The following is a 17,572-nucleotide window of genomic DNA, read 5'->3' on the forward strand; positions in this document are numbered from 1 at the left end:
GTTAGGTTCATTAACGTCGGGCAAATCCGACCACTGGGAGACGCGAGTTGAGCAGCAGCGACGAAATCACCCTGCGCAAACTCGAAATCTTTTTGGTGTTCATGCGCGAACGCAATCTGGCCCGGGCCGCCGAGGCCTTGGGGCTGTCCAGCGTGTCGGTGCATAAGGCCATCCACTCGCTGGAGACGGCCGTTGGCGCGCCGTTGTTTGCCCACCGTGGGCGGGCGCTGGAGCCATTGGCCTCGGCGACCGTGCTCGAAGCCCATGCCGCCGATATCATCGACGGTATCCAGCGCAGCGTGGACGCCACCCGTCAGGCCGCCGGCATCGCCCCGCATACATTCCGCATCGGCTCGCTGTACTCGCTGACCATCGAAGTGGTGCCGCGCACGATCACCGCGCTTCAGCATTCCCTGCCGGGTTGCAACATCGAGCTGGTGCTCGGCTCCAACGCCGATCTGGAAGACAAGCTGGCGGCCGGCGAGATCGATGCTGCGGTCATGTGCGTGCACGAGATGGATCGCAGCCGGAACCGACGGGTGGCCCCCTTGTTCGACGACGAAATGTATCTGGCCACACCGAGTGACCGCCCCGCCGTACGCAGCCCGGTCGATCTGAGCGACTTTCGGGAGCGGTCGTTCGTGATGCTGTCGCAGGAATTCTCCTCGGGCCGCGATGCCTACCGGATGTTCCAGCTCGCCGGTATTACGCCGCGGGTCGCGCTTCGGGCCAACGATATCTTTTCGCTGTCGTCGCTGGTGCGTGGCGGCGTCGGCTTGGCGGTACTGCCCGGCCGCATTGCCACACTCTACCCGGGAGCGCTGCGGTTTACGCGTATACGCCACGAACAGCGGGTCGCCCAGACGCTGGGGCTGTGCTATCTGGTCTCGCGGGCCGAGGACGAGGCGATCATCGCCCTCGAACAGGCCGCCCTGGGGGCAACCGCCGAAGCACGCAGCGACCCGAGCCGATAACGGCCTCGGGCCGCTCGCCGCTCGGCCGCTGCCACGATCCGGGCGTAAGCCGCACCAACGCGTCCGACAGCGGCTGGGCTGATAATGCGATCGGCTCAGGGCGAATCGTAATGACGACATGGCCCCAACCTTAGCCGCCGAGCAGCATGCGTACGATCAGATAGAACACCGATGGGCCGAGCAGGCAGCCGAAACCGGTATAGAAGGTTGCTGTCATCGCGCCATACGGCACCAGTCGGGCATCGGTCGCCGCCAGGCCGCCGGCCACGCCGCTGGTCGTGCCCATCATGCCGCCGAACACGAGCGCTGCAGAGGGGTTGTTGAGCGAAATCGAGCGGGCCACCGCCGGGGTAATAATCATCACCGAGATCGATTTCACCAGCCCGATCGCGATCGACAAAGCGATCAATTCCGAACTCGCGCCGATCGCGGTACCCGTAACCGGGCCCACGATATAAGTGGCCGCCCCGGCGCCGATCGTGGTCACTGCCACGGGATCGGTATAGCCGAACAGATAGGCGATGATGCCGCCCAGGGTGAATGGCACGAGCAGCCCCATGAACAAGGCGATCACGCCATTGGCGCCAGATTTCTTCAACTCGTTGACATCGACGCCGAAGGCCGTCGCGACGATCGCGAAATCGCGCAGCATCGAGCCGCCCATCAGCCCCATACCCGAAAACAGTGCGATATCGGCTAGGCCATCCTCGCCGCCGGTGATCACACCCCCGATATAAGACAACAGCAGGCCGGCGGCGATCGCGATCGCCGAACCGTGGATACGCCCGGCCGTGAGATATTTAGAAATCAGATTGCAGACCAGCATCAACAGGCCCACCAGCGCAAACGCGGTGATCAGGCCGTTACCGGAGAATACGTCATGAATCCGCTCAAGCATGGTGATCGGCCTCTTCTTCGTTGGTGGCGCCATCGATCGGTGGCAACGGTTCGGCATACTTGCCGGAACCCAGCCGGGCGATCACCGGCACCAGAGCAAAGCTGACCGCCACTACGATCAGGCCTCCCACGATCGCCAGCGGCCCGCCGGTCACCGCGCCGAGCACGTTCTGGCTCGCCGCCATCGCCACCACGATCGGGATATACAGCGAGCTCCAGAACTCGACGCCACGCCGGGAGGACAGCGCGAGACAGCCGGCCTCCTGCAGGCGGTACACCACAAAGACCAAGATCAGCATCGCGATGCCAACACCGCCGACATCCGAGTCCACCCCGATCGTCAGACCGATCAACTCGCCGACGCTTTTGCCGATAAGCAGGCAGGCCACCAACAGCGCCACCCCGTAAATGACCATATCTCCTCCTGTTTAATTTTCGAGCCTTGGCATACTCGACAGGCGGCAGCCGATCGATCAAGCGCATCGTTGTTAACGAAATTAGTCTGGTCTTAATGACCCCGAGATTGCGCGCTTCTTGGGCTTGTGAGCTACAACTAATGTCGGGCAGAACCGCGTTCTGACGCGCCCGCAAAATAGCGCGTATAGACCGGCACGGCGCGTTCGCCGGCTGCGCGCGCTCCCGGCCCCAGCATGTACATCGCAGTGCCGAGACTAGCCTTCGTACGGCAGCTATGGCTTCATAGGCAGCGTTTTCGCAATCTTTAGCCGAGTCGTGCCCATGTTCGATAAACCTCGTGTCGGTCTTGCCGGTGATCCGGACAGCTCCTGGCGGCTGGTGGCTGATATCGGGGGTACCCATGCGCGGTTCGCCCTAGCCGACGACTACGGCGCGCTCCAGGGCCAGCAGACCCTCCCCTGCGAAGAATTCAACGGCCCGGCGGATGCTGCTCGCCACTATCTATCCAACCAGAACGTCGGCAGCATCCGAGCCGCCGCCATCGCGGTGGCCACGGCGGTCTATGAAGACCATATCGCCTTCACCAACCGTTCCTCCTGGTCGTTCTCGATTGCCGAGCTCGGCCGCCAGCTGGGCGTCAAGACCTTTCGGGTGATCAACGACTTCACCGCACTGGCCCTGTCCATACCGCGGCTCGATCGGGAATGGCTGGTACCGATCACACCAGACGGCCAGCGCGAGCCGAACGCACCGCGTGCGGTCATCGGCCCGGGCACTGGGCTGGGTGTGTCGGGCGTGTTTCATTTCGGCGAACGCTGGCATGCCCTGGATAGTGAAGGCGGCCATGTCACGCTCGCGCCGGCCGATGAACGCGAAGTCGAGATTCTGGGCATCTTGACCCGACGCTTCGGCCACGTCTCGGCCGAGCGGGTCCTTTCCGGCCCGGGCCTGGTCAATCTGTATCAGGCCAACTGCGAGCTCAACGGCCTCACCGCCGAGCCCCTCGAGCCGGCTGATATCACCGAACGGGGGCTGGCCGGGGATTGCGATATGTGCGTCACCGTTCTGGATGATTTTTGTGCCATGCTCGGCACGGCGGCCGGCAATCTGGTGCTCACACTCGGCGCCCGGGGCGGCGCCTATATCGGCGGCGGCATCGTCCCCCGGCTGCAATCGATGATCGGTAACAGCCGGTTCCGTGAACGTTTCGAAGCGCACGGGCGGCTATCGGAGTATCTAGCCGACATCCCCTGCTTTATCGTAACCGCTGAGTATCCAGCCTTAGAGGGCGCCCTGGCCTCGCTCGACAACAACTAGGTCGAAAATAAAAAACTGATACGAAAATGCTTTCTGGGAGCGGTCCCAGAAAGCTAAAAAACGACTCACGGGTCTATTAGACCATCGTTTCGTTGTCTTCCCCGAAAGTTTTCTCGAAGCTTGAGCAATTGCGCCGTTCGGAGCGCATCAAGTATTCGAGTAAAACACAACGCCGTAGCCTGCGGTCGGCTCGGTGAGAGGGAGGAGTCAATGAAAACCCGGAGTCTTTTGCAGAAAACTGTGACCATCGGCCTGTCGGTCGCGGCACTGACCGTTGGGGGTACCGCCCTGGGAGCGTCCGATAAGGGTAAGGTCAGCGTGCTCAACTGGTGGACATCTGGCTCGGAAGCCAAGTCCATGAACGTGCTGCAGCAGATGCTGGCCGACAAGGGCTACAAGATGGTCAACGACGCCGTATCCGGCGGCGGTGGCTCGAACGCCCGAACGGTACTCAAATCACGCATCCAATCAAACAACCTGCCCGGTGCCGCCCAGATCAAGGGCCCCGAGATCCAGCAGTGGTGCACCACTGGGCTGACCATGAACATCGACCAGGTCGCCAAGGAGCAGAACTGGTCCAAGATCCTACCGGGCCCGGTCGCCAAGGGCATGCAGTGCGACGACCATTTCGTGGCCGTGCCCTTCAACCTGCATCGCATCAACTGGCTGTGGATCAACAAATCGGCGCTTGAGAAAGCCGGCGCCTCGATGCCCACGGATTGGAATTCGCTAGTCGATACCCTCGACAAGCTCAAAGCTGCGGGCATCACGCCGGTGGCCGGCGGCGGTGATACTTGGCAGGTCGCCACCGAATTCGATGCCATTGCCCTGGCGACCGGCGGCGCCGATTTCTATCGCAAGGCATTCGTAGACCTGGATGAAAACGCGCTCTCTGGCGATACCATGACCAAGGCCCTCAAGCGACTGCGCACGATCCAGAAGTACGAGGATCCGGCCGGCCAGGGGCTGTCCTGGAACCATGACACCGGCCTGGTCGTCAAAGGCAAGGCTGGCATGCAGATCATGGGCGACTGGGCCAAAGGCGAGATCAGCAACGCCGATGCCACACCCGGCGACGAAATCGCCTGCATCGCCTTCCCGGGCGAGCACAGTGGCTTCGTCTACAACGCCGATTCCTTCGAGATGTTCAAGAGCTCGAACTCCGACCAGCAGGCCCAGTACGCCTTCGCACGCACGGCGTTGTCCCCCGAGTTCCAGCGCAAGTTCAACATGGCCAAGGGTTCGATCCCAGTGCGTGAGGACGTCTCACTGGACGGCTTCGACGCGTGTGCCCAGCAGTCCAAGAAGGACTTCACGGCCGCCGAGAAGAACGATGCCCTGGTACCGAGCTTTTCCCAAGACATGGCCGAGAACGGCGCAGTCAAGGGCGCGATCTTCGATGTAATCGCCAAGTTCTACAACAACAAGGGCATGTCGCCCGAAGATGCCGCCAAGGAAATGGCGTCCCAGGCCAAGCAGGCCAAGATGATGTCGCAGATGTAGACCTGTCTGCTGTGTTAGGCGACCGGCGCGGCAACGCTGCGTGCCGGTCGCCTAGTTTCCTGTTCATCTACAAAAGGGCCCGAATCATTCCCCATGGCTGACTCTTCATCACCTGCCGGCAATCTCGCGGCCGCCACGCCCTGGCGTCGGCGCCTCGACCGTTGGCTGCCCAAGGTTTCGCTGGTGCCCAGCGGGCTGGCCTCCCTGATCTTCGTCTACGGCTTCGTTGCCTGGACGGTCTGGCTGTCGCTGACCAGTTCCACGCTGCTGCCCACCAACAACTTTGCCGGACTGCGCCAGTACAAGGTGCTCTTCCAGCTCGATATCTGGTGGGTTTCGGTCTTAAACCTCGCCATATTCGGCATCCTCTATGTCGCCATCTGCCTAGCGATCGGGCTGTTCCTGGCGATCATGCTGGATCAGAAGATCCGAGCCGAAGGCTGGTTACGCACCATCTATCTGTATCCGCTGGCCTTGTCGCTGGTGGTGACCGGCGTGGTTTGGAAATGGCTGCTCAACCCGAGCCTCGGGCTCGAGCACCTGATCCAGTCGATGGGATGGGAAAGCTTTTCCTTCGACTGGCTGGTGAATTCAGACATGGCCATCTACACGGTCGTGATCGCTGCGGTATGGCAAGCCTCCGGCTTTGTGACCGCCCTGTTTCTGGCCGGGCTGCGCGGTATCGACAGTTCGATCATCAAGGCCGCCCAGATCGACGGCGCCAGCCTGCCGCGGGTGTATTTCTCGATCATCATCCCGAGTCTGCGCCCGGTGTTTTTCTCGGCCATCATTCTGCTGGTCAGCCTCGCGATCAAAAGCTTCGACCTGGTCATCGCCTTGACCAACGGCGGGCCCGGTTATTCGACCTGGCTGCCGGCCATTTTCATGTATGACTTCGGCTTCAACCGCGGTCAGATCGGGCTGGGGGCTGCTGCAGCTACCCTGATGATGGCTGCCGTGGCACTGGCCATGCTGCCAATGCTCATTGCCGAACTGAAGGAGCGCCGCGATGCCCGCAGCAAATGACGACGGAATCCAGCGCGGCGGTCTGATTCCGCGCATCCTGATTTACAGCGTGCTGGTTCTGGCCGCTCTATATTTCCTGATGCCGCTGTACGTGATGCTGACCACGTCGTTCAAGACCCTGGGCCAGATCAGCCACGGCAATCTGCTGTCGTTACCCTCGCCCTGGTCGACCGAAGGCTGGTCTGCAGCTTGGTCGGATGCCTGTACCGGTTCCGACTGCAGCGGCCTGCACCGCTACTTCTGGAACTCGGTCGCCTTCACGGTGCCCGCGGTGGCTCTTTCGACCCTGTTCGGCGCCATCAACGGCTATGTGCTGACCAAGTGGCGCTTCAAGGGCTCCGAACTGGTCTTCGGCCTGTTGCTAGGTGGCACCTTCGTGCCCTTCCAGATGTTCCTGCTGCCGATGGCCGGGATTCTCGGCAAGATCGGCCTGGCCAACTCCCTGACTGGGCTAGCGCTGGTGCATACGGTGTATGGCATCGCCTTTACGACGCTGTTCTGCCGCAACTATTACGTGACCATTCCGGACGAACTGGTTAAAGCGGCGCGGATCGATGGCGCCGGCTTTTTGTCTACGTTCTTCCACGTGGTGCTGCCGCTGTCGACGCCGATCCTGATGGTCTGTGTGATCTGGCAATTCACCCAGATCTGGAACGACTTCCTGTTCGGCGTGGTATTCACCTCCGGCAGCGAGCATCCGATCACGGTGGCCCTGAACAACCTGGTCAATACGTCGTCGACCGGCGTGAAGCGCTACAACGTCGACATGGCCGGCGCGATCATCACCGCGCTACCGACCTTGGTGGTGTACATCGTCGCCGGGCGGTATTTCATGCGCGGCCTGACCGCCGGCGCCGTCAAAGGCTGAGCACGGCGACGGCAAACAGAAGCGAAACTGGCCGCGCCGCGATACGACCCGGCGCGCCAGTCCCGCGAATCAACGAGATAACGAGAAACGAGTCACATGGCCGTACTGAAAATCGACAACGTATCCAAAACTTTCGGCGAAACCCGGGTACTCGAGGACATCAACATCGCCATGGCCGAAGGCGAATTCCTGATCCTGGTGGGCCCGTCCGGCTGCGGCAAATCCACGCTGCTGAACATGATCGCTGGCCTGGAGACGATCTCCGACGGCACGATCACGTTGGATGGCACGCCGGTCAACGACCGCAGCCCGCGTGAGCGCGATATCGCGATGGTGTTCCAGTTCTATGCGCTGTATCCGAACATGAACGTGCGCAAGAACATCGAGTTCGGCCTCAAGATGCGCGGTGTCGACAAGAGTGCCCGCGGCCAGACCGTAGAGCGCGTGGCCAAGATGCTGCAAATCGAGAATCTACTCGATCGCAAGCCGGCCCAGCTGTCCGGCGGCCAGCGCCAGCGCGTGGCCATCGGTCGCGCCCTGGCGCGCGATCCGGCGCTGTTTCTGTTCGACGAGCCGCTGTCCAATCTCGATGCCAAGCTACGCGTAGAAATGCGCACGGAGATCAAGCTGCTGCATCAACGCCTAGAAACAGCGATGGTGTATGTCACCCACGACCAGATCGAGGCGATGACGCTCGGCGACCGAATTGCGGTGATGAATGAAGGCCGCGTTCAACAACTCGGCACACCGCACGAGATTTACGACAACCCGGCCAATCGCTATGTGGCCGGGTTCATTGGCTCGCCGGCCATGAATTTCATTACCTGCGACTATGCCAATGGCGGGGTGCATCTGTCCTCGGGCGACGCATCACTGGAGCTAAAACTGCCGGAAGCCACTGCGGCCAATCTGGATCGCCATGGCGCCCAACGCGTCGTCATGGGGGTACGTCCAGAGCATCTGGCGCCGGCCGAGGGCGACGAGGCCAATGCCTTGAACTGCCCGATTGAGGTGGTCGAGCCGACCGGGCCCGATACCTATCTGCTGACCCAGATCAACGAAATCGAAGTGACCGCACGCTGTACACCGTCGGTCGCCCCCAAAGTGGGTACCAATCTGCCGCTTACCTTCGATACCCAGCGCGCAGTATTTTTCGACTGCGACTCGGACGAGCGTATCGCCTGAACCGCAGTTTACGTGGCCGGCAGGGGCCGGCCACGGTGATCGGTGTGCCCGGCGGTGTTTCAGCCGCCGAGTCGGACTGCCCGTTCGGCGACACTCTGAATCGAATCATCGCCGGGCTTGGTCAGCCAGCTGCCGCCAACGCAGGCGACGTTCGACAGTGCTAGATAATCTTCGGCGTTATCTTCGCTGACGCCACCGGTCGGACAGAACGTCACTTCCGGAAAGACCGCTGAAAACGCCTTGATCGCCGCCGGGCCGCCTGCAACCGCCGCGGGAAACAGCTTGATCTCGGTCCAGCCCTGGCGCACCAGATAGGCAATCTCGCTCGTGGTCTGGGCGCCGGGCAGATAAGCCAGATTCGCCTCGCGACAGACCTCGCCGACCTCGTCGGTGATGCCCGGAGAGACCATGAACTCGGCCCCGGCCTCGATCGCTTGCCGGGCTTGGGTGGCATCCCAGACCGTGCCGATCCCCAGACAGATATCCGGGTATTCCTTGGCAATCGCGCTCGCAGCCTCGAGCCCTGCCGGCGTACGACGGGTGATCTCGATAATTTTGAGCCCCGCGGCATGGAATTCACCGGCCATGGACAGCGCCTGCTCGACGCTATCGACCGTCACCACCGGAATCACCGGTGAAATCTTCATAATGGCGAGCGTATCGGCCATGGTCAGCTCCTTAACCGTCGATAACAGGGCCAGCGCCTTCTTCGGCCGGCGCGGCATGGTGGCGGAACAACGAGAACAGTTCACGGCCGAAACCGTATTCGGTCGACGGCGCGTCCTCGAAGGTGATCGGCTCGCGGGCCTCGAATTCGGCTTGATCGACCTGCACCGACAGCTCGCCGGTATTGCAGTCGATGACCATCATGTCGCCGTCGCGAACCTTGGCGATCAGGCCGCCAAGCTTGGCTTCGGGCGTCACCTGAATCGCTGCCGGTACTTTGCCCGAGGCGCCAGACATCCGGCCGTCGGTCACCAGCGCCACTTGATAGCCGCGCTGCAGCAACACCGATAGGCTCGGGGTCAGTTTGTGCAGCTCGGGCATACCGTTGGCGCGCGGGCCCTGATAGGGGATGACCACCACGACATCCTTGTTGAGCTCGTCGGCCTTGAAGGCATCGAGCACAGCCTGTTGGCTGGCGAAAAGCTGGGCCGGGGCCTCGATACGCCGGTATTTCTCATCCACCGCCGAGCTTTTGATGATTGCACGGCCGATATTGCCCTGCATCACGTTGATGCCGCCAGTCGGCGCGAAAGGATTATCGACTGGACGCATGACGTCTTTATCGTGACTCTCTGCCGGGCCTTCGCGCCAGGCCAGTTTGCCGTCTTCGATAAACGGCTCCCTGGTATAGCGATGCAGCCCCCGCCCCTCGACGGTCATGACGTCGTCGTGTAGCAATCCGGCATCGAGCAGCGACCGAATCATGAACTGGATGCCGCCGGCGGCGCGCATGTGGTTCACATCGGCCACGCCATTGGGATAAACGCGGGCCAGCAGCGGCACCGCTGAGGACAGCTCGGAAAAATCGTCCCAGGTCACCTTGATGCCCGCGGCCCGGGCCACGGCAACGTAGTGCATCGTATGGTTGGTTGAACCGCCCGAGGACAGTAGTCCGACGATGCCGTTGACGATCGATTTTTCGTCAACGATGTCGCACATGCGACGTGCCTCGCCGTCATCCGGCACCGAGGCCATTTCTACCGCACGCTGGGCAGCAGCCTCAGTCAATGCATGGCGCAGCGGCGTACCGGGATTGATGAATGAAGTACCGGCCATGTGCAGGCCCATGAATTCCATCATCAGCTGATTGGAATTGGCCGTGCCATAGAAGGTACAGGTGCCTGGCGAGTGATAAGCCATGGACTCGGCCTTAAGCAGCTCGTCGCGACCGATCTCGCCTTGGGCGAAGCGCTCTCGGACCTTGGCCTTGACCGGATTCGACATCCCCGAGGTCATCGGCCCGGCCGGGGCGAAGATCACGGGCAGATGGCCGAACGACAGACTGCCGATCAGTAGACCCGGCACGATCTTGTCGCATACGCCCAGGCAGATCGCGGCGTCAAACATGTTATGGGTCAGCGCCACACCGGTCGCCAGCGCGATGACGTCGCGTGAGAACAGAGACAGCTCCATTCCCGGCTGGCCTTGGGTGACACCATCGCACATCGCCGGCGTGCCGCCGGCAAACTGGGCGACGCCGCCGGCTTCCCAGGCGGCTTTCTTGATGATGTCGGGAAAATCCACGAACGGCTGATGGGCCGACAACATTTCGTTATACGCCGACACGATTCCCACGTTCGGCCGTACGCTCGAGGCCAATGCGTCCTTGTCGGGTTCGCCGCAGGCCGCAAAACCGTGGGCCAAGTTAGAGCACGATATGGTGCCGCGATGCGGACCGTGGCGGCCCGCTTCTTCCATACGTGCGAGATAGTCTGCCCGAGTGTCACGGCTGCGCTCGATAATGCGCTGCGTGACGTCGTGGATCACGGAATTAAGTGCCATGGATGCCTCCGCTTGATTCCATCCGGTCCCCCGGATGGGCGATTCATTCGGCCCAGTGGGCCTTGGCAACAGGACGTTCCAGACGGAGTACGCCGCGAACCGGCAGCTCGGCTACCGCCCCTGCTTGCTGTGCACGTTCAAACACGCGGTACTTGTCCTGGCCGAAGATCAACAAGTCCATACTGTGCGCATTGGACAGATAACCCAAGCTCAGCGATATGCGCGCCGGCGGACCGACCGTTGGCGCCACGCAGGGCGCGTCCGAATCCAAGCAGGCCTGGATGTCCGGGGCCTGGGGAAACAGTGAAGCGGTATGGCCGTCGTCACCCATGCCGAGCACCACTACATCCAACGGCTGCGGGACTTTCGCCAGTGCCGTTGCCACCTCATCCAAAGCTTGGTCCGGCGTTTCGGTATCGCGATACAGCCCCACGAAGGTTGCCGTGGCAGCTGCGCCCGTCAGTAGCGTGTTACGAATCAGGCGTTCGTTGCTGCGTTCATCGTCGACCGGCACCCAGCGTTCGTCCGAGGGCACCACTGTCACGCACGACCAGTCCAACTCCTGCTGCGACAGATGCTGGAACAATTCTTTCGGCGAGCTGCCGCCGCAGACTACGAGGCTGGCTTCGCCGCGTAGCGAAATCGCGCCGCGCAGGCGTTCGGCGATAGCCTCTGCCAGCTGCTGCGCGATTTCGCTGCGGTTCGCATATTCAATCAATTCGGCCATGGGACCGTTCCCTCTCCGCAAGTCGTTGAAACGCCACGCCGCCTCGATCGAGACGGCGTGCACGAGAGCGCTGTCGTTTAGCCTTCGTACCAGCGACGGCCGTCGCGATCGAGCATAACGAACGCATCGGTCGGCCCCCAACTACCGGACATGTATTCCTGGGCCTCGACCTGCTCCAGACGCCAGCTCTCGAGAATCCGATCGATCCACTGCCAGCCGGCCTCGACTTCGTCACGCCGCATGAACAGCGCCGGGTTACCACGCAGAACCTCCATGAGCAGCCGCTCGTAGGCGTCGGGATAGGCGACTTCGAACGCCTGGGAGAAACTCAGGTTGAGCGGCAGGCTGCGCATACGGAAGCCGCCCGGGCCAGGCTCCTTGGTCATGATCGACATCTCGACCCCCTCTTCCGGCTGCAGACGCAGCACCAGCCGGTTGGGCTGGAGCGGCTCTTCGCCGAAGATGGAGTGCGGCACGGGCTTGAACTCGACCACGATCTGGGAAGACTTGCGCGCCATGCGCTTGCCGGTACGCAGATAGAACGGTACGTCCTTCCAGCGCCAGTTGTCGATCTCGGCTTTAATCGCCACGAACGTCTCAGCTTCAGCCTTGCTCGCCGGTGCCTGCTCCTCCTTGCTGTCGGCACCGTAGGCCGGGACCGCCTCGCCGTCGACCATGCCCGCCGCATACTGGCCGCGGGCGGTGACCTTGCGTACTTCCTGGGGGGTAATCGGCTTGAGCGAGCGCAGCACTTTGATCTTTTCGTTGCGCACGTCGTCGTGGTTCATGCTGGCCGGGGGTTCCATGGCCGTGAGGCATAGCAGCTGCAGCATATGGTTCTGCACCATATCGCGCAGCGCCCCGGTCTGTTCATAGAACTCGAAACGTTCGTCAACGCCCAGGCTTTCAGCCACCGTGATCTGGACGTTGTCGACCGCGCCCCGCCCCCAGACCGGCTCGAACAACGAGTTGCCGAAGCGCAACGCGATCAGGTTCTGGACCGTTTCCTTGCCCAGATAATGATCAATGCGATAGATCTGAGATTCATCGAAATGCTGCCCCACGGCATCGTTGATCTCACGGGCCGACTCGTAGTCGTGCCCCACCGGTTTCTCAAGCACGATACGGGCTCGTTCGTCGACCAGCCCGACCTCGGCGATGCCGTTGGCAATCTTGCCGAACAGACTCGGCGCGGTGGCCAAATAGAACGTCCGGATCCGACCGCCCTCATCGAAACGCTCGGCAAAGGCTTCCCAGCCAGCCGGGTCATCCACATCGAGCTGAATATGCGCCAGCCGATTGTAAAATCGCTCGAACACGTCTTCGTCGAGCGTCTTCTCGGGCAAATGCGCTTCGAGAACTTCGCGGACCCAGTCGGCATAGTTCTCATCGTTCATGTCACGACGGGACACGGCGATGATCCGGCTATCGTCCGAAAACTGCTCGTCTTGGTCCCGGTGATAGAGCGCCGGCAGCAGCTTGCGCCGTGCCAAGTCGCCCGTACCGCCGAAAATCACCAGGTCAAACGGTTCTACGGGTACGAATTCGGCGGCCATCGTTTCTCTCTTTTGCTTTGAGATTTTAACTCGTGAGTATAACCGCTTCGCCGCCTGCTGTGACCGGGGGTACGCAGCGCCCGACCAAGCGGTAAAAAAAAGAAGCCCGGTGCCGCCCTTGGGCGGACCGGGCTCTGTAGGCGCGATACGTGACTCTAGAACGAGTAGTAGAAGCGCACGCGGTTGTTGTAGAAGTTCGGCGCACCATCGAACTTGGTGATGCCCAGATTGTCGCCGATCTTCAGGCCGGCGAGTTGAGGCCAGATGCCGCCCAGGTCGTAGGTCAGACCGATGCCGATCGCCTGGCTCTTCTGGTCTTTGACTGATTCGCCGACAAAAGAGTCATCGGTGATGACATTGCTGGCGCCGCCGTTGAAGTAGAAGTCATGATAGTGGCCGTTCTTGGCTTCATACTGCACATAGCGCGCGTACATCGCCAGGTTGTCGGTCGGGGTGAAGTCCACCCGCGCACCGGCCGCCCAGCCCGGGCCGATCTGCTGGATACCGTTGTTCATGGTGTCGGTATAGAGCACGCCCGACAGATCGGTATAGGGATGCAGGAGTTGGCCGTTGTTGAACGAGCCGTTGTGCTCCGGCGAGAAGTTGCCGAAAATCGAGAAGCCGAGCTCGTTGCTCTGCAGACCGAGCTTCAGACCGTAAATCTGACTGTTGATACCCTGCGGGATCCGGTCTTTATCGGCATCGTAGGCGGCCATGATCTGGGCACGCGCATAAGGCGCCCACTGCATGCCATCGCTGTTATCCAGGTTCGTCGCCATATAGCCGATTTCGCCGTAGTCAGCGGATTCGGTCTGCTGGAAACGATAGTGGTAGTACTGGCCGATGATCTGCCCGGCTTCGGTGGTATCACGGAACGTGGTGCCGACCGACCAGAATCCCGCCACGTCGGTGAAGTAGCGGTTGTTCTTGCTGAAGTCGTCATCATTGCCGCGGCCTTCATAACGGCCGATCTTGGCACCGAAGATCTGCCATTCCGGCTGATCCGAGGGCGACGCCCCCATGTCGAACGGCAGATACTGGTCGGTTTCGTAGTTCTGGCTATCCGGCGTGGGATTCTGCGTGATCTGCGGGCCGGACGTCGCATCGGACTCGCTACCGGCACCACTACCGCCATACTGCATGCGGGACATGGTCTGCAATGGGCGCCAGACCGCGCTTACGCCATTGAACGAACGCGGCAGGAAGGTGAACTGGTCGGCCCCGGCCAGCGGCGTGTTGAGCAGCTGACGCCCCCCACGGATCTGCATGCCGTAGGCATTGAATTGCAAATAGCCCTGGGTGATGTTCTGGATCGAGCCACCGCAGGCCAAGTTACAGTTGAGCTTGGTACCGGCATCGTTGTTGCCGTAGAAGCTCGACGAGTACACGAACTCGGCGCCGGCCGAGAAACCATAGATCCGACCGGTCTGAAGGCCGATCTGGGCGCCGTAGTTGGTGCCCTGGGTATTGTAGTCATCGCCGGTATCGGGCTGGCCCGGATACGGCTGGTTGGTATCGTGCCAGCGGCGGAAGTCATAGATACCGACACGCCCGTGAATTTCCGAGCCTTCGACGACCTGCTTTTGGAATTGCTCCGGGAAGCTCAAGTTCGACATATCATCGTCGGAACCGTTGGTCTGCGCCTGAGCGGCACCGGCACACACCATGGCGGTAGTACCGAGAAGCAGCGTCGTGCAACGAGTTACGCGGCTGTTGAGCGCAAAGCGCCCTTGTAAGTTGTATTTGCCCACAGTGCTCTCCTGATTGGCTAGTTTTTTACTGTATTCGCGGAATGTCTCCGCGCCCCTTCGATTCACCGCCGCACTCGGGGCTGACTCCCGTACCCCTTTCTTCGGCTGGTTGGTCGCTTAAGCGATTCGTCCGAACCGTCCATTCTTTCTAAGCCGCCCCGGCCCACGCCGAGCTCATCCCTGCCCGACCGCATCCAGCTTCTAGCTGGCAGTCCGACTTTCGAGCGGCTGCTTGCTCCAGACCGGCGGTTACCCTGCCGTGCCCGTGTTTAACCTTAGATCTGTCGCGGGTTGCCCCTGTGCTCCGGTCGCTGGCCGCCCTGCAAAGACCGGCCACACGTGAGCTGTCATTCATAGGATGGTAACGGTCCGCCGCGTCGTTACCCATTCGCGAAAAGTCGAACACAGAGCCTCGATCTCTCTGCGGTGCCGCACCATATCGGCCGATGATGAAAAAACCGCAGCAGCTCGCAGCCGCTCGGCACGTGCGCCGAGGACGCTGACAAGCCAGCACGAGCGGTGTCGCCGCGATTAAGAACAACATTTCAGGCCGCACGGGGCTTTTCTTCTAATAACGAACGGGCTGCGGTTTCGTCGAGAATCAGACGATCGATCACACCACTGCGTAACACCGACTGGATGGCGGCTCCCTTATCAGCGCCGCCGGTTACCGCCACAATCTCACGCTCGGCCAATTCGTCCATCGACAGACCGATCGTGCGCTGGTTGATCTGTTTGCTGACCGGCTGTCCGCGGTGATCGAGAAAATGCCCGACCAGCTCCCCAACCGCACCGGCTTCGATCAGTTCATCGAGTTGCCGCGCGCCAAGCAGGCCGCGGTCTTCCATGAACATCGGCTGGTCGAGCGCCATCGCACCGATACCGACCACACCCAGATCGACATTGCGTGCCCGCGCCAGCGCATCGGCCACGCTGCGCTGGGCCATGAGCACCTGGCGATCCTCGATACTGTCGGCGATGAACGGTACCGGTAGAAAAAACCCCTGGCCCCCGGTGCACTCGGCCAGTCGATAAACCACGTCAAAGGGATTGATCGCCGACTGCTGGGTCAGGCTACCCATCAGCGACACGATCGCCAGATTCGGGCGTGCTTCGCGCGGCAACTGGCGGGTCATTTCAGCCAGCGACCGGCCCCAGGACACCCCTAGAGACTGCACCTCGCCGCTGGCGATCCGCCCGTGTACATAGCGCGCCGCTGCCGAACCCAGCGCCACCACATTGCCGTGGCGATCGTTCGGATCTTCGACATCTGGCACGATCAGGCACTGGCTTAGGCCGAAGTGGTGCGCGATACGGTCTTCGTAGGCCACCAGCCGCTGGGGTGAGCGGTCGATATAGACGTGCACATAGCCGGCCCGATGCGCTTCCCCAATTAGGCGATGCACCTTCGCCCGCGATAACGACAACCGATTGGCAATCTGAGCCTGGGTATAGCCGCCGACATACGATAGCCACGCTACATATATCGCGAGATCGTCATTGGGGCGGTCGGCCATGGGCGGCGGACGAAAAATTGTTCAACTTACGAGAAAAATTATGCGACCCAGCAGGCGCTGTCACTGCGACCATGGTTGTATCGCATAGCAGCTGGAAAACCGAACTAAACCAGTTCCTTGTAGCGACACGCTCAGCGCGGGCACGGGGACGAAAGATACGGCCACGGCTGCGATCGTTCGCTGGCCTGATAGGCAGGGCCAAATTAGCGCCGTATAGGGCAGACATAAAAAAAGGCCGCTTCGAAAGCGGCCTTTTGCGTCTTTATTCAAGACTGGTGGAGCCGGGCGGAATCGAACCGCCGACCTTCGCATTGCGAACGCGACGCTCTCCCAACTGAGCTACGGCCCCGAAAACTGTCTGTTGTCTGACAACGAGCGGCGTATGATAGCAGGCTTATATCTGTTGCCAACCCCTATTTTGCAACTCGCTATCTCCAGACAAGCTATGCCCCACCCCAGGCGACTCTAGTCGGTAGCGCCTGCAGAATACAGAAGAGGCCGCCGGTCCCGGGCTACCGACTGACCTGCCAAATATCGTTGCATGCGCGCTCGATTGCTCAAGCTTGCTTCCGACGGCCATCGGGGACCTGATCATCCAAGGCGCGGGTGAGAAAATCATAGGCGTCATCGACGGTATCGGCCTGATAGAACAGTTCCAGATCGTCTTCGGCAATCAGGCCGAGTTCCACGAACACGTCGAAATCGATCAGTCGACGCCAGAAATCGTGGCCATAGAGCACCACCGGGATCCGCGGCTGTTTGCCGGTCTGGATCAGGGTCAGCATCTCGAACAGTTCATCCATGGTGCCGAAGCCGCCTGGGAAGATGATCAACGCCTTGGCGATGTTCATGAACCAGAACTTGCGCATGAAAAAGTAGTGGAACTCAAAATTGAGCCGTTCATGCACCCAGGCGTTGGTGCCCTGCTCGTGCGGCAACTCGATGTTCAGCCCCATCGACAGCTCGGGATTGACGTCCGCGGCCCCGCGGTTAGCCGCCTCCATGACGCCCGGACCGCCCCCGGTACATACATAATAATGTTCACCATGGCCGTGGCTGGCCATAGTCCAGTCCATCATCCGGCGGGCCAGTTCCTGGGCCTGGGCATAGTAGTCCACGCTGTCGTCGACCGGGTCTGAGCCATGTGGTCGCAGCCGTGCCGACCCCCAGAAAATCAGCCCATTGTGTACGTTGAGTTGCATCAGCCGGGTACGGGGCTCGATGTATTCGGACAGGATCCGCAGAGGCCGGGCCTCTTCGCCGAGCATGAACTCCGGATCGGTATAAGCGTTCGACATTCAGACCTCAGATGATCGAAATCACGCC

Annotated in this window: 15 protein-coding genes and 1 tRNA gene; 6 read left to right on the forward strand and 10 right to left on the reverse strand. The window is 61.2% G+C overall.

Annotation, left to right across the window (positions count from 1 at the left end):
- Positions 1–47: 47 nt before the first annotated feature.
- Positions 48–974 carry a LysR family transcriptional regulator gene (locus tag V5738_RS12975; RefSeq protein ID WP_423821229.1) on the forward strand — a complete coding sequence of 309 codons (927 nt, stop codon included), beginning with the start codon at positions 48–50 and terminating at the stop codon, positions 972–974.
- Positions 975–1,104: 130 nt separating this feature from the next.
- On the opposite strand, the gene madM is transcribed toward V5738_RS12975, so the two are convergent.
- Together madM and madL are read right to left on the reverse strand one after the other, a co-directional pair.
- Positions 1,105–1,872 (reverse strand): malonate transporter subunit MadM, encoded by a 768-nt coding sequence (gene madM, locus V5738_RS12980; RefSeq protein ID WP_423821230.1) that lies wholly within the window; start codon positions 1,870–1,872, stop codon positions 1,105–1,107.
- Entirely contained in the window at positions 1,865–2,287 is a 423-nt protein-coding gene (gene madL, locus V5738_RS12985; RefSeq protein ID WP_423821231.1) for a malonate transporter subunit MadL, read from the reverse strand. Before madL ends, madM begins: the two co-directional genes overlap by 8 nt.
- 322 nt (positions 2,288–2,609) lie before the next feature.
- Between madL and glk the strand changes: the two genes are divergently transcribed.
- The 5 genes from glk to V5738_RS13010 all read left to right on the forward strand — a co-directional run bounded on the left by glk (position 2,610) and on the right by V5738_RS13010 (position 8,187).
- Positions 2,610–3,605 (forward strand): glucokinase, encoded by a 996-nt coding sequence (gene glk / locus V5738_RS12990; protein ID WP_423821232.1) that lies wholly within the window; start codon positions 2,610–2,612, stop codon positions 3,603–3,605.
- A 210-nt stretch (positions 3,606–3,815) separates the two neighbouring features.
- Positions 3,816–5,108, forward strand: coding sequence for an ABC transporter substrate-binding protein (locus V5738_RS12995; protein ID WP_423821233.1), 1,293 nt, complete (start codon positions 3,816–3,818; stop codon positions 5,106–5,108).
- Between the two features lie 93 nt (positions 5,109–5,201).
- A complete protein-coding gene (locus V5738_RS13000; RefSeq protein WP_423821234.1) occupies positions 5,202–6,134 on the forward strand; it encodes a carbohydrate ABC transporter permease in 933 nt (310 codons plus the stop codon).
- On the forward strand, positions 6,118–7,002 hold the full coding sequence (locus V5738_RS13005; protein WP_423821235.1) for a carbohydrate ABC transporter permease: 885 nt from the start codon (positions 6,118–6,120) through the stop codon (positions 7,000–7,002). The genes V5738_RS13000 and V5738_RS13005 overlap by 17 nt, the downstream gene beginning before the upstream one ends.
- A 96-nt stretch (positions 7,003–7,098) precedes the next feature.
- The gene (locus V5738_RS13010; protein WP_423821236.1) at positions 7,099–8,187 is read left to right on the forward strand and encodes an ABC transporter ATP-binding protein; all 1,089 of its coding nucleotides are present in this window, start codon (positions 7,099–7,101) and stop codon (positions 8,185–8,187) included.
- Positions 8,188–8,246: 59 nt separating this feature from the next.
- Here the strand turns inward: V5738_RS13010 and V5738_RS13015 are convergent, their stop codons facing one another.
- The 8 genes from V5738_RS13015 to V5738_RS13050 all read right to left on the reverse strand — a co-directional run bounded on the left by V5738_RS13015 (position 8,247) and on the right by V5738_RS13050 (position 17,544).
- Positions 8,247–8,855: a bifunctional 4-hydroxy-2-oxoglutarate aldolase/2-dehydro-3-deoxy-phosphogluconate aldolase gene (locus V5738_RS13015; RefSeq protein ID WP_423821237.1), complete on the reverse strand. Its 609-nt coding sequence runs from the start codon at positions 8,853–8,855 to the stop codon at positions 8,247–8,249.
- Positions 8,856–8,865: 10 nt separating this feature from the next.
- A complete protein-coding gene (gene edd / locus V5738_RS13020) occupies positions 8,866–10,695 on the reverse strand; it encodes a phosphogluconate dehydratase (protein ID WP_423821238.1) in 1,830 nt (609 codons plus the stop codon).
- Between the two features lie 43 nt (positions 10,696–10,738).
- The gene (gene pgl / locus V5738_RS13025) at positions 10,739–11,422 is read right to left on the reverse strand and encodes a 6-phosphogluconolactonase (RefSeq protein ID WP_423821239.1); all 684 of its coding nucleotides are present in this window, start codon (positions 11,420–11,422) and stop codon (positions 10,739–10,741) included.
- A 77-nt stretch (positions 11,423–11,499) separates the two neighbouring features.
- Positions 11,500–12,978, reverse strand: coding sequence for a glucose-6-phosphate dehydrogenase (zwf, locus tag V5738_RS13030; RefSeq protein WP_423821240.1), 1,479 nt, complete (start codon positions 12,976–12,978; stop codon positions 11,500–11,502).
- A gap of 155 nt (positions 12,979–13,133) precedes the next feature.
- The gene (locus tag V5738_RS13035) at positions 13,134–14,594 is read right to left on the reverse strand and encodes a hypothetical protein (protein WP_423821241.1); all 1,461 of its coding nucleotides are present in this window, start codon (positions 14,592–14,594) and stop codon (positions 13,134–13,136) included.
- A gap of 680 nt (positions 14,595–15,274) precedes the next feature.
- Positions 15,275–16,246 carry a sugar-binding transcriptional regulator gene (locus V5738_RS13040; RefSeq protein ID WP_423821242.1) on the reverse strand — a complete coding sequence of 324 codons (972 nt, stop codon included), beginning with the start codon at positions 16,244–16,246 and terminating at the stop codon, positions 15,275–15,277.
- 273 nt (positions 16,247–16,519) lie between these two features.
- Positions 16,520–16,595, reverse strand: a tRNA-Ala gene (locus tag V5738_RS13045).
- A 208-nt stretch (positions 16,596–16,803) separates the two neighbouring features.
- A complete protein-coding gene (locus V5738_RS13050; RefSeq protein WP_423821243.1) occupies positions 16,804–17,544 on the reverse strand; it encodes an LOG family protein in 741 nt (246 codons plus the stop codon).
- Between the last annotated feature and the right edge of the window lie 28 nt (positions 17,545–17,572).

The sequence above is a fragment of the Salinisphaera sp. SPP-AMP-43 genome, from assembly GCF_049568105.1.
GTDB lineage: Bacteria > Pseudomonadota > Gammaproteobacteria > Nevskiales > Salinisphaeraceae > Salinisphaera.

Bases quoted from the DNA above. Each gene is read 5' to 3' on its own strand.
- madM (WP_423821230.1), bottom strand. From the start codon at position 1,872: ATGCTTGAGCGGATTCATGACGTATTCTCCGGTAACGGCCTGATCACC.
- V5738_RS13000 (WP_423821234.1), top strand. From the start codon at position 5,202: ATGGCTGACTCTTCATCACCTGCCGGCAATCTCGCGGCCGCCACGCCC.
- V5738_RS13035 (WP_423821241.1), bottom strand. From the start codon at position 14,594: ATGTCGAACTTGAGCTTCCCGGAGCAATTCCAAAAGCAGGTCGTCGAA.
- V5738_RS13040 (WP_423821242.1), bottom strand. From the start codon at position 16,246: ATGGCCGACCGCCCCAATGACGATCTCGCGATATATGTAGCGTGGCTA.
- glk (WP_423821232.1), top strand. From the start codon at position 2,610: ATGTTCGATAAACCTCGTGTCGGTCTTGCCGGTGATCCGGACAGCTCC.
- pgl (WP_423821239.1), bottom strand. From the start codon at position 11,422: ATGGCCGAATTGATTGAATATGCGAACCGCAGCGAAATCGCGCAGCAG.
- V5738_RS12995 (WP_423821233.1), top strand. From the start codon at position 3,816: ATGAAAACCCGGAGTCTTTTGCAGAAAACTGTGACCATCGGCCTGTCG.
- V5738_RS13050 (WP_423821243.1), bottom strand. From the start codon at position 17,544: ATGTCGAACGCTTATACCGATCCGGAGTTCATGCTCGGCGAAGAGGCC.
- V5738_RS13010 (WP_423821236.1), top strand. From the start codon at position 7,099: ATGGCCGTACTGAAAATCGACAACGTATCCAAAACTTTCGGCGAAACC.
- madL (WP_423821231.1), bottom strand. From the start codon at position 2,287: ATGGTCATTTACGGGGTGGCGCTGTTGGTGGCCTGCCTGCTTATCGGC.
- V5738_RS13005 (WP_423821235.1), top strand. From the start codon at position 6,118: ATGCCCGCAGCAAATGACGACGGAATCCAGCGCGGCGGTCTGATTCCG.
- zwf (WP_423821240.1), bottom strand. From the start codon at position 12,978: ATGGCCGCCGAATTCGTACCCGTAGAACCGTTTGACCTGGTGATTTTC.
- V5738_RS13015 (WP_423821237.1), bottom strand. From the start codon at position 8,855: ATGGCCGATACGCTCGCCATTATGAAGATTTCACCGGTGATTCCGGTG.
- edd (WP_423821238.1), bottom strand. From the start codon at position 10,695: ATGGCACTTAATTCCGTGATCCACGACGTCACGCAGCGCATTATCGAG.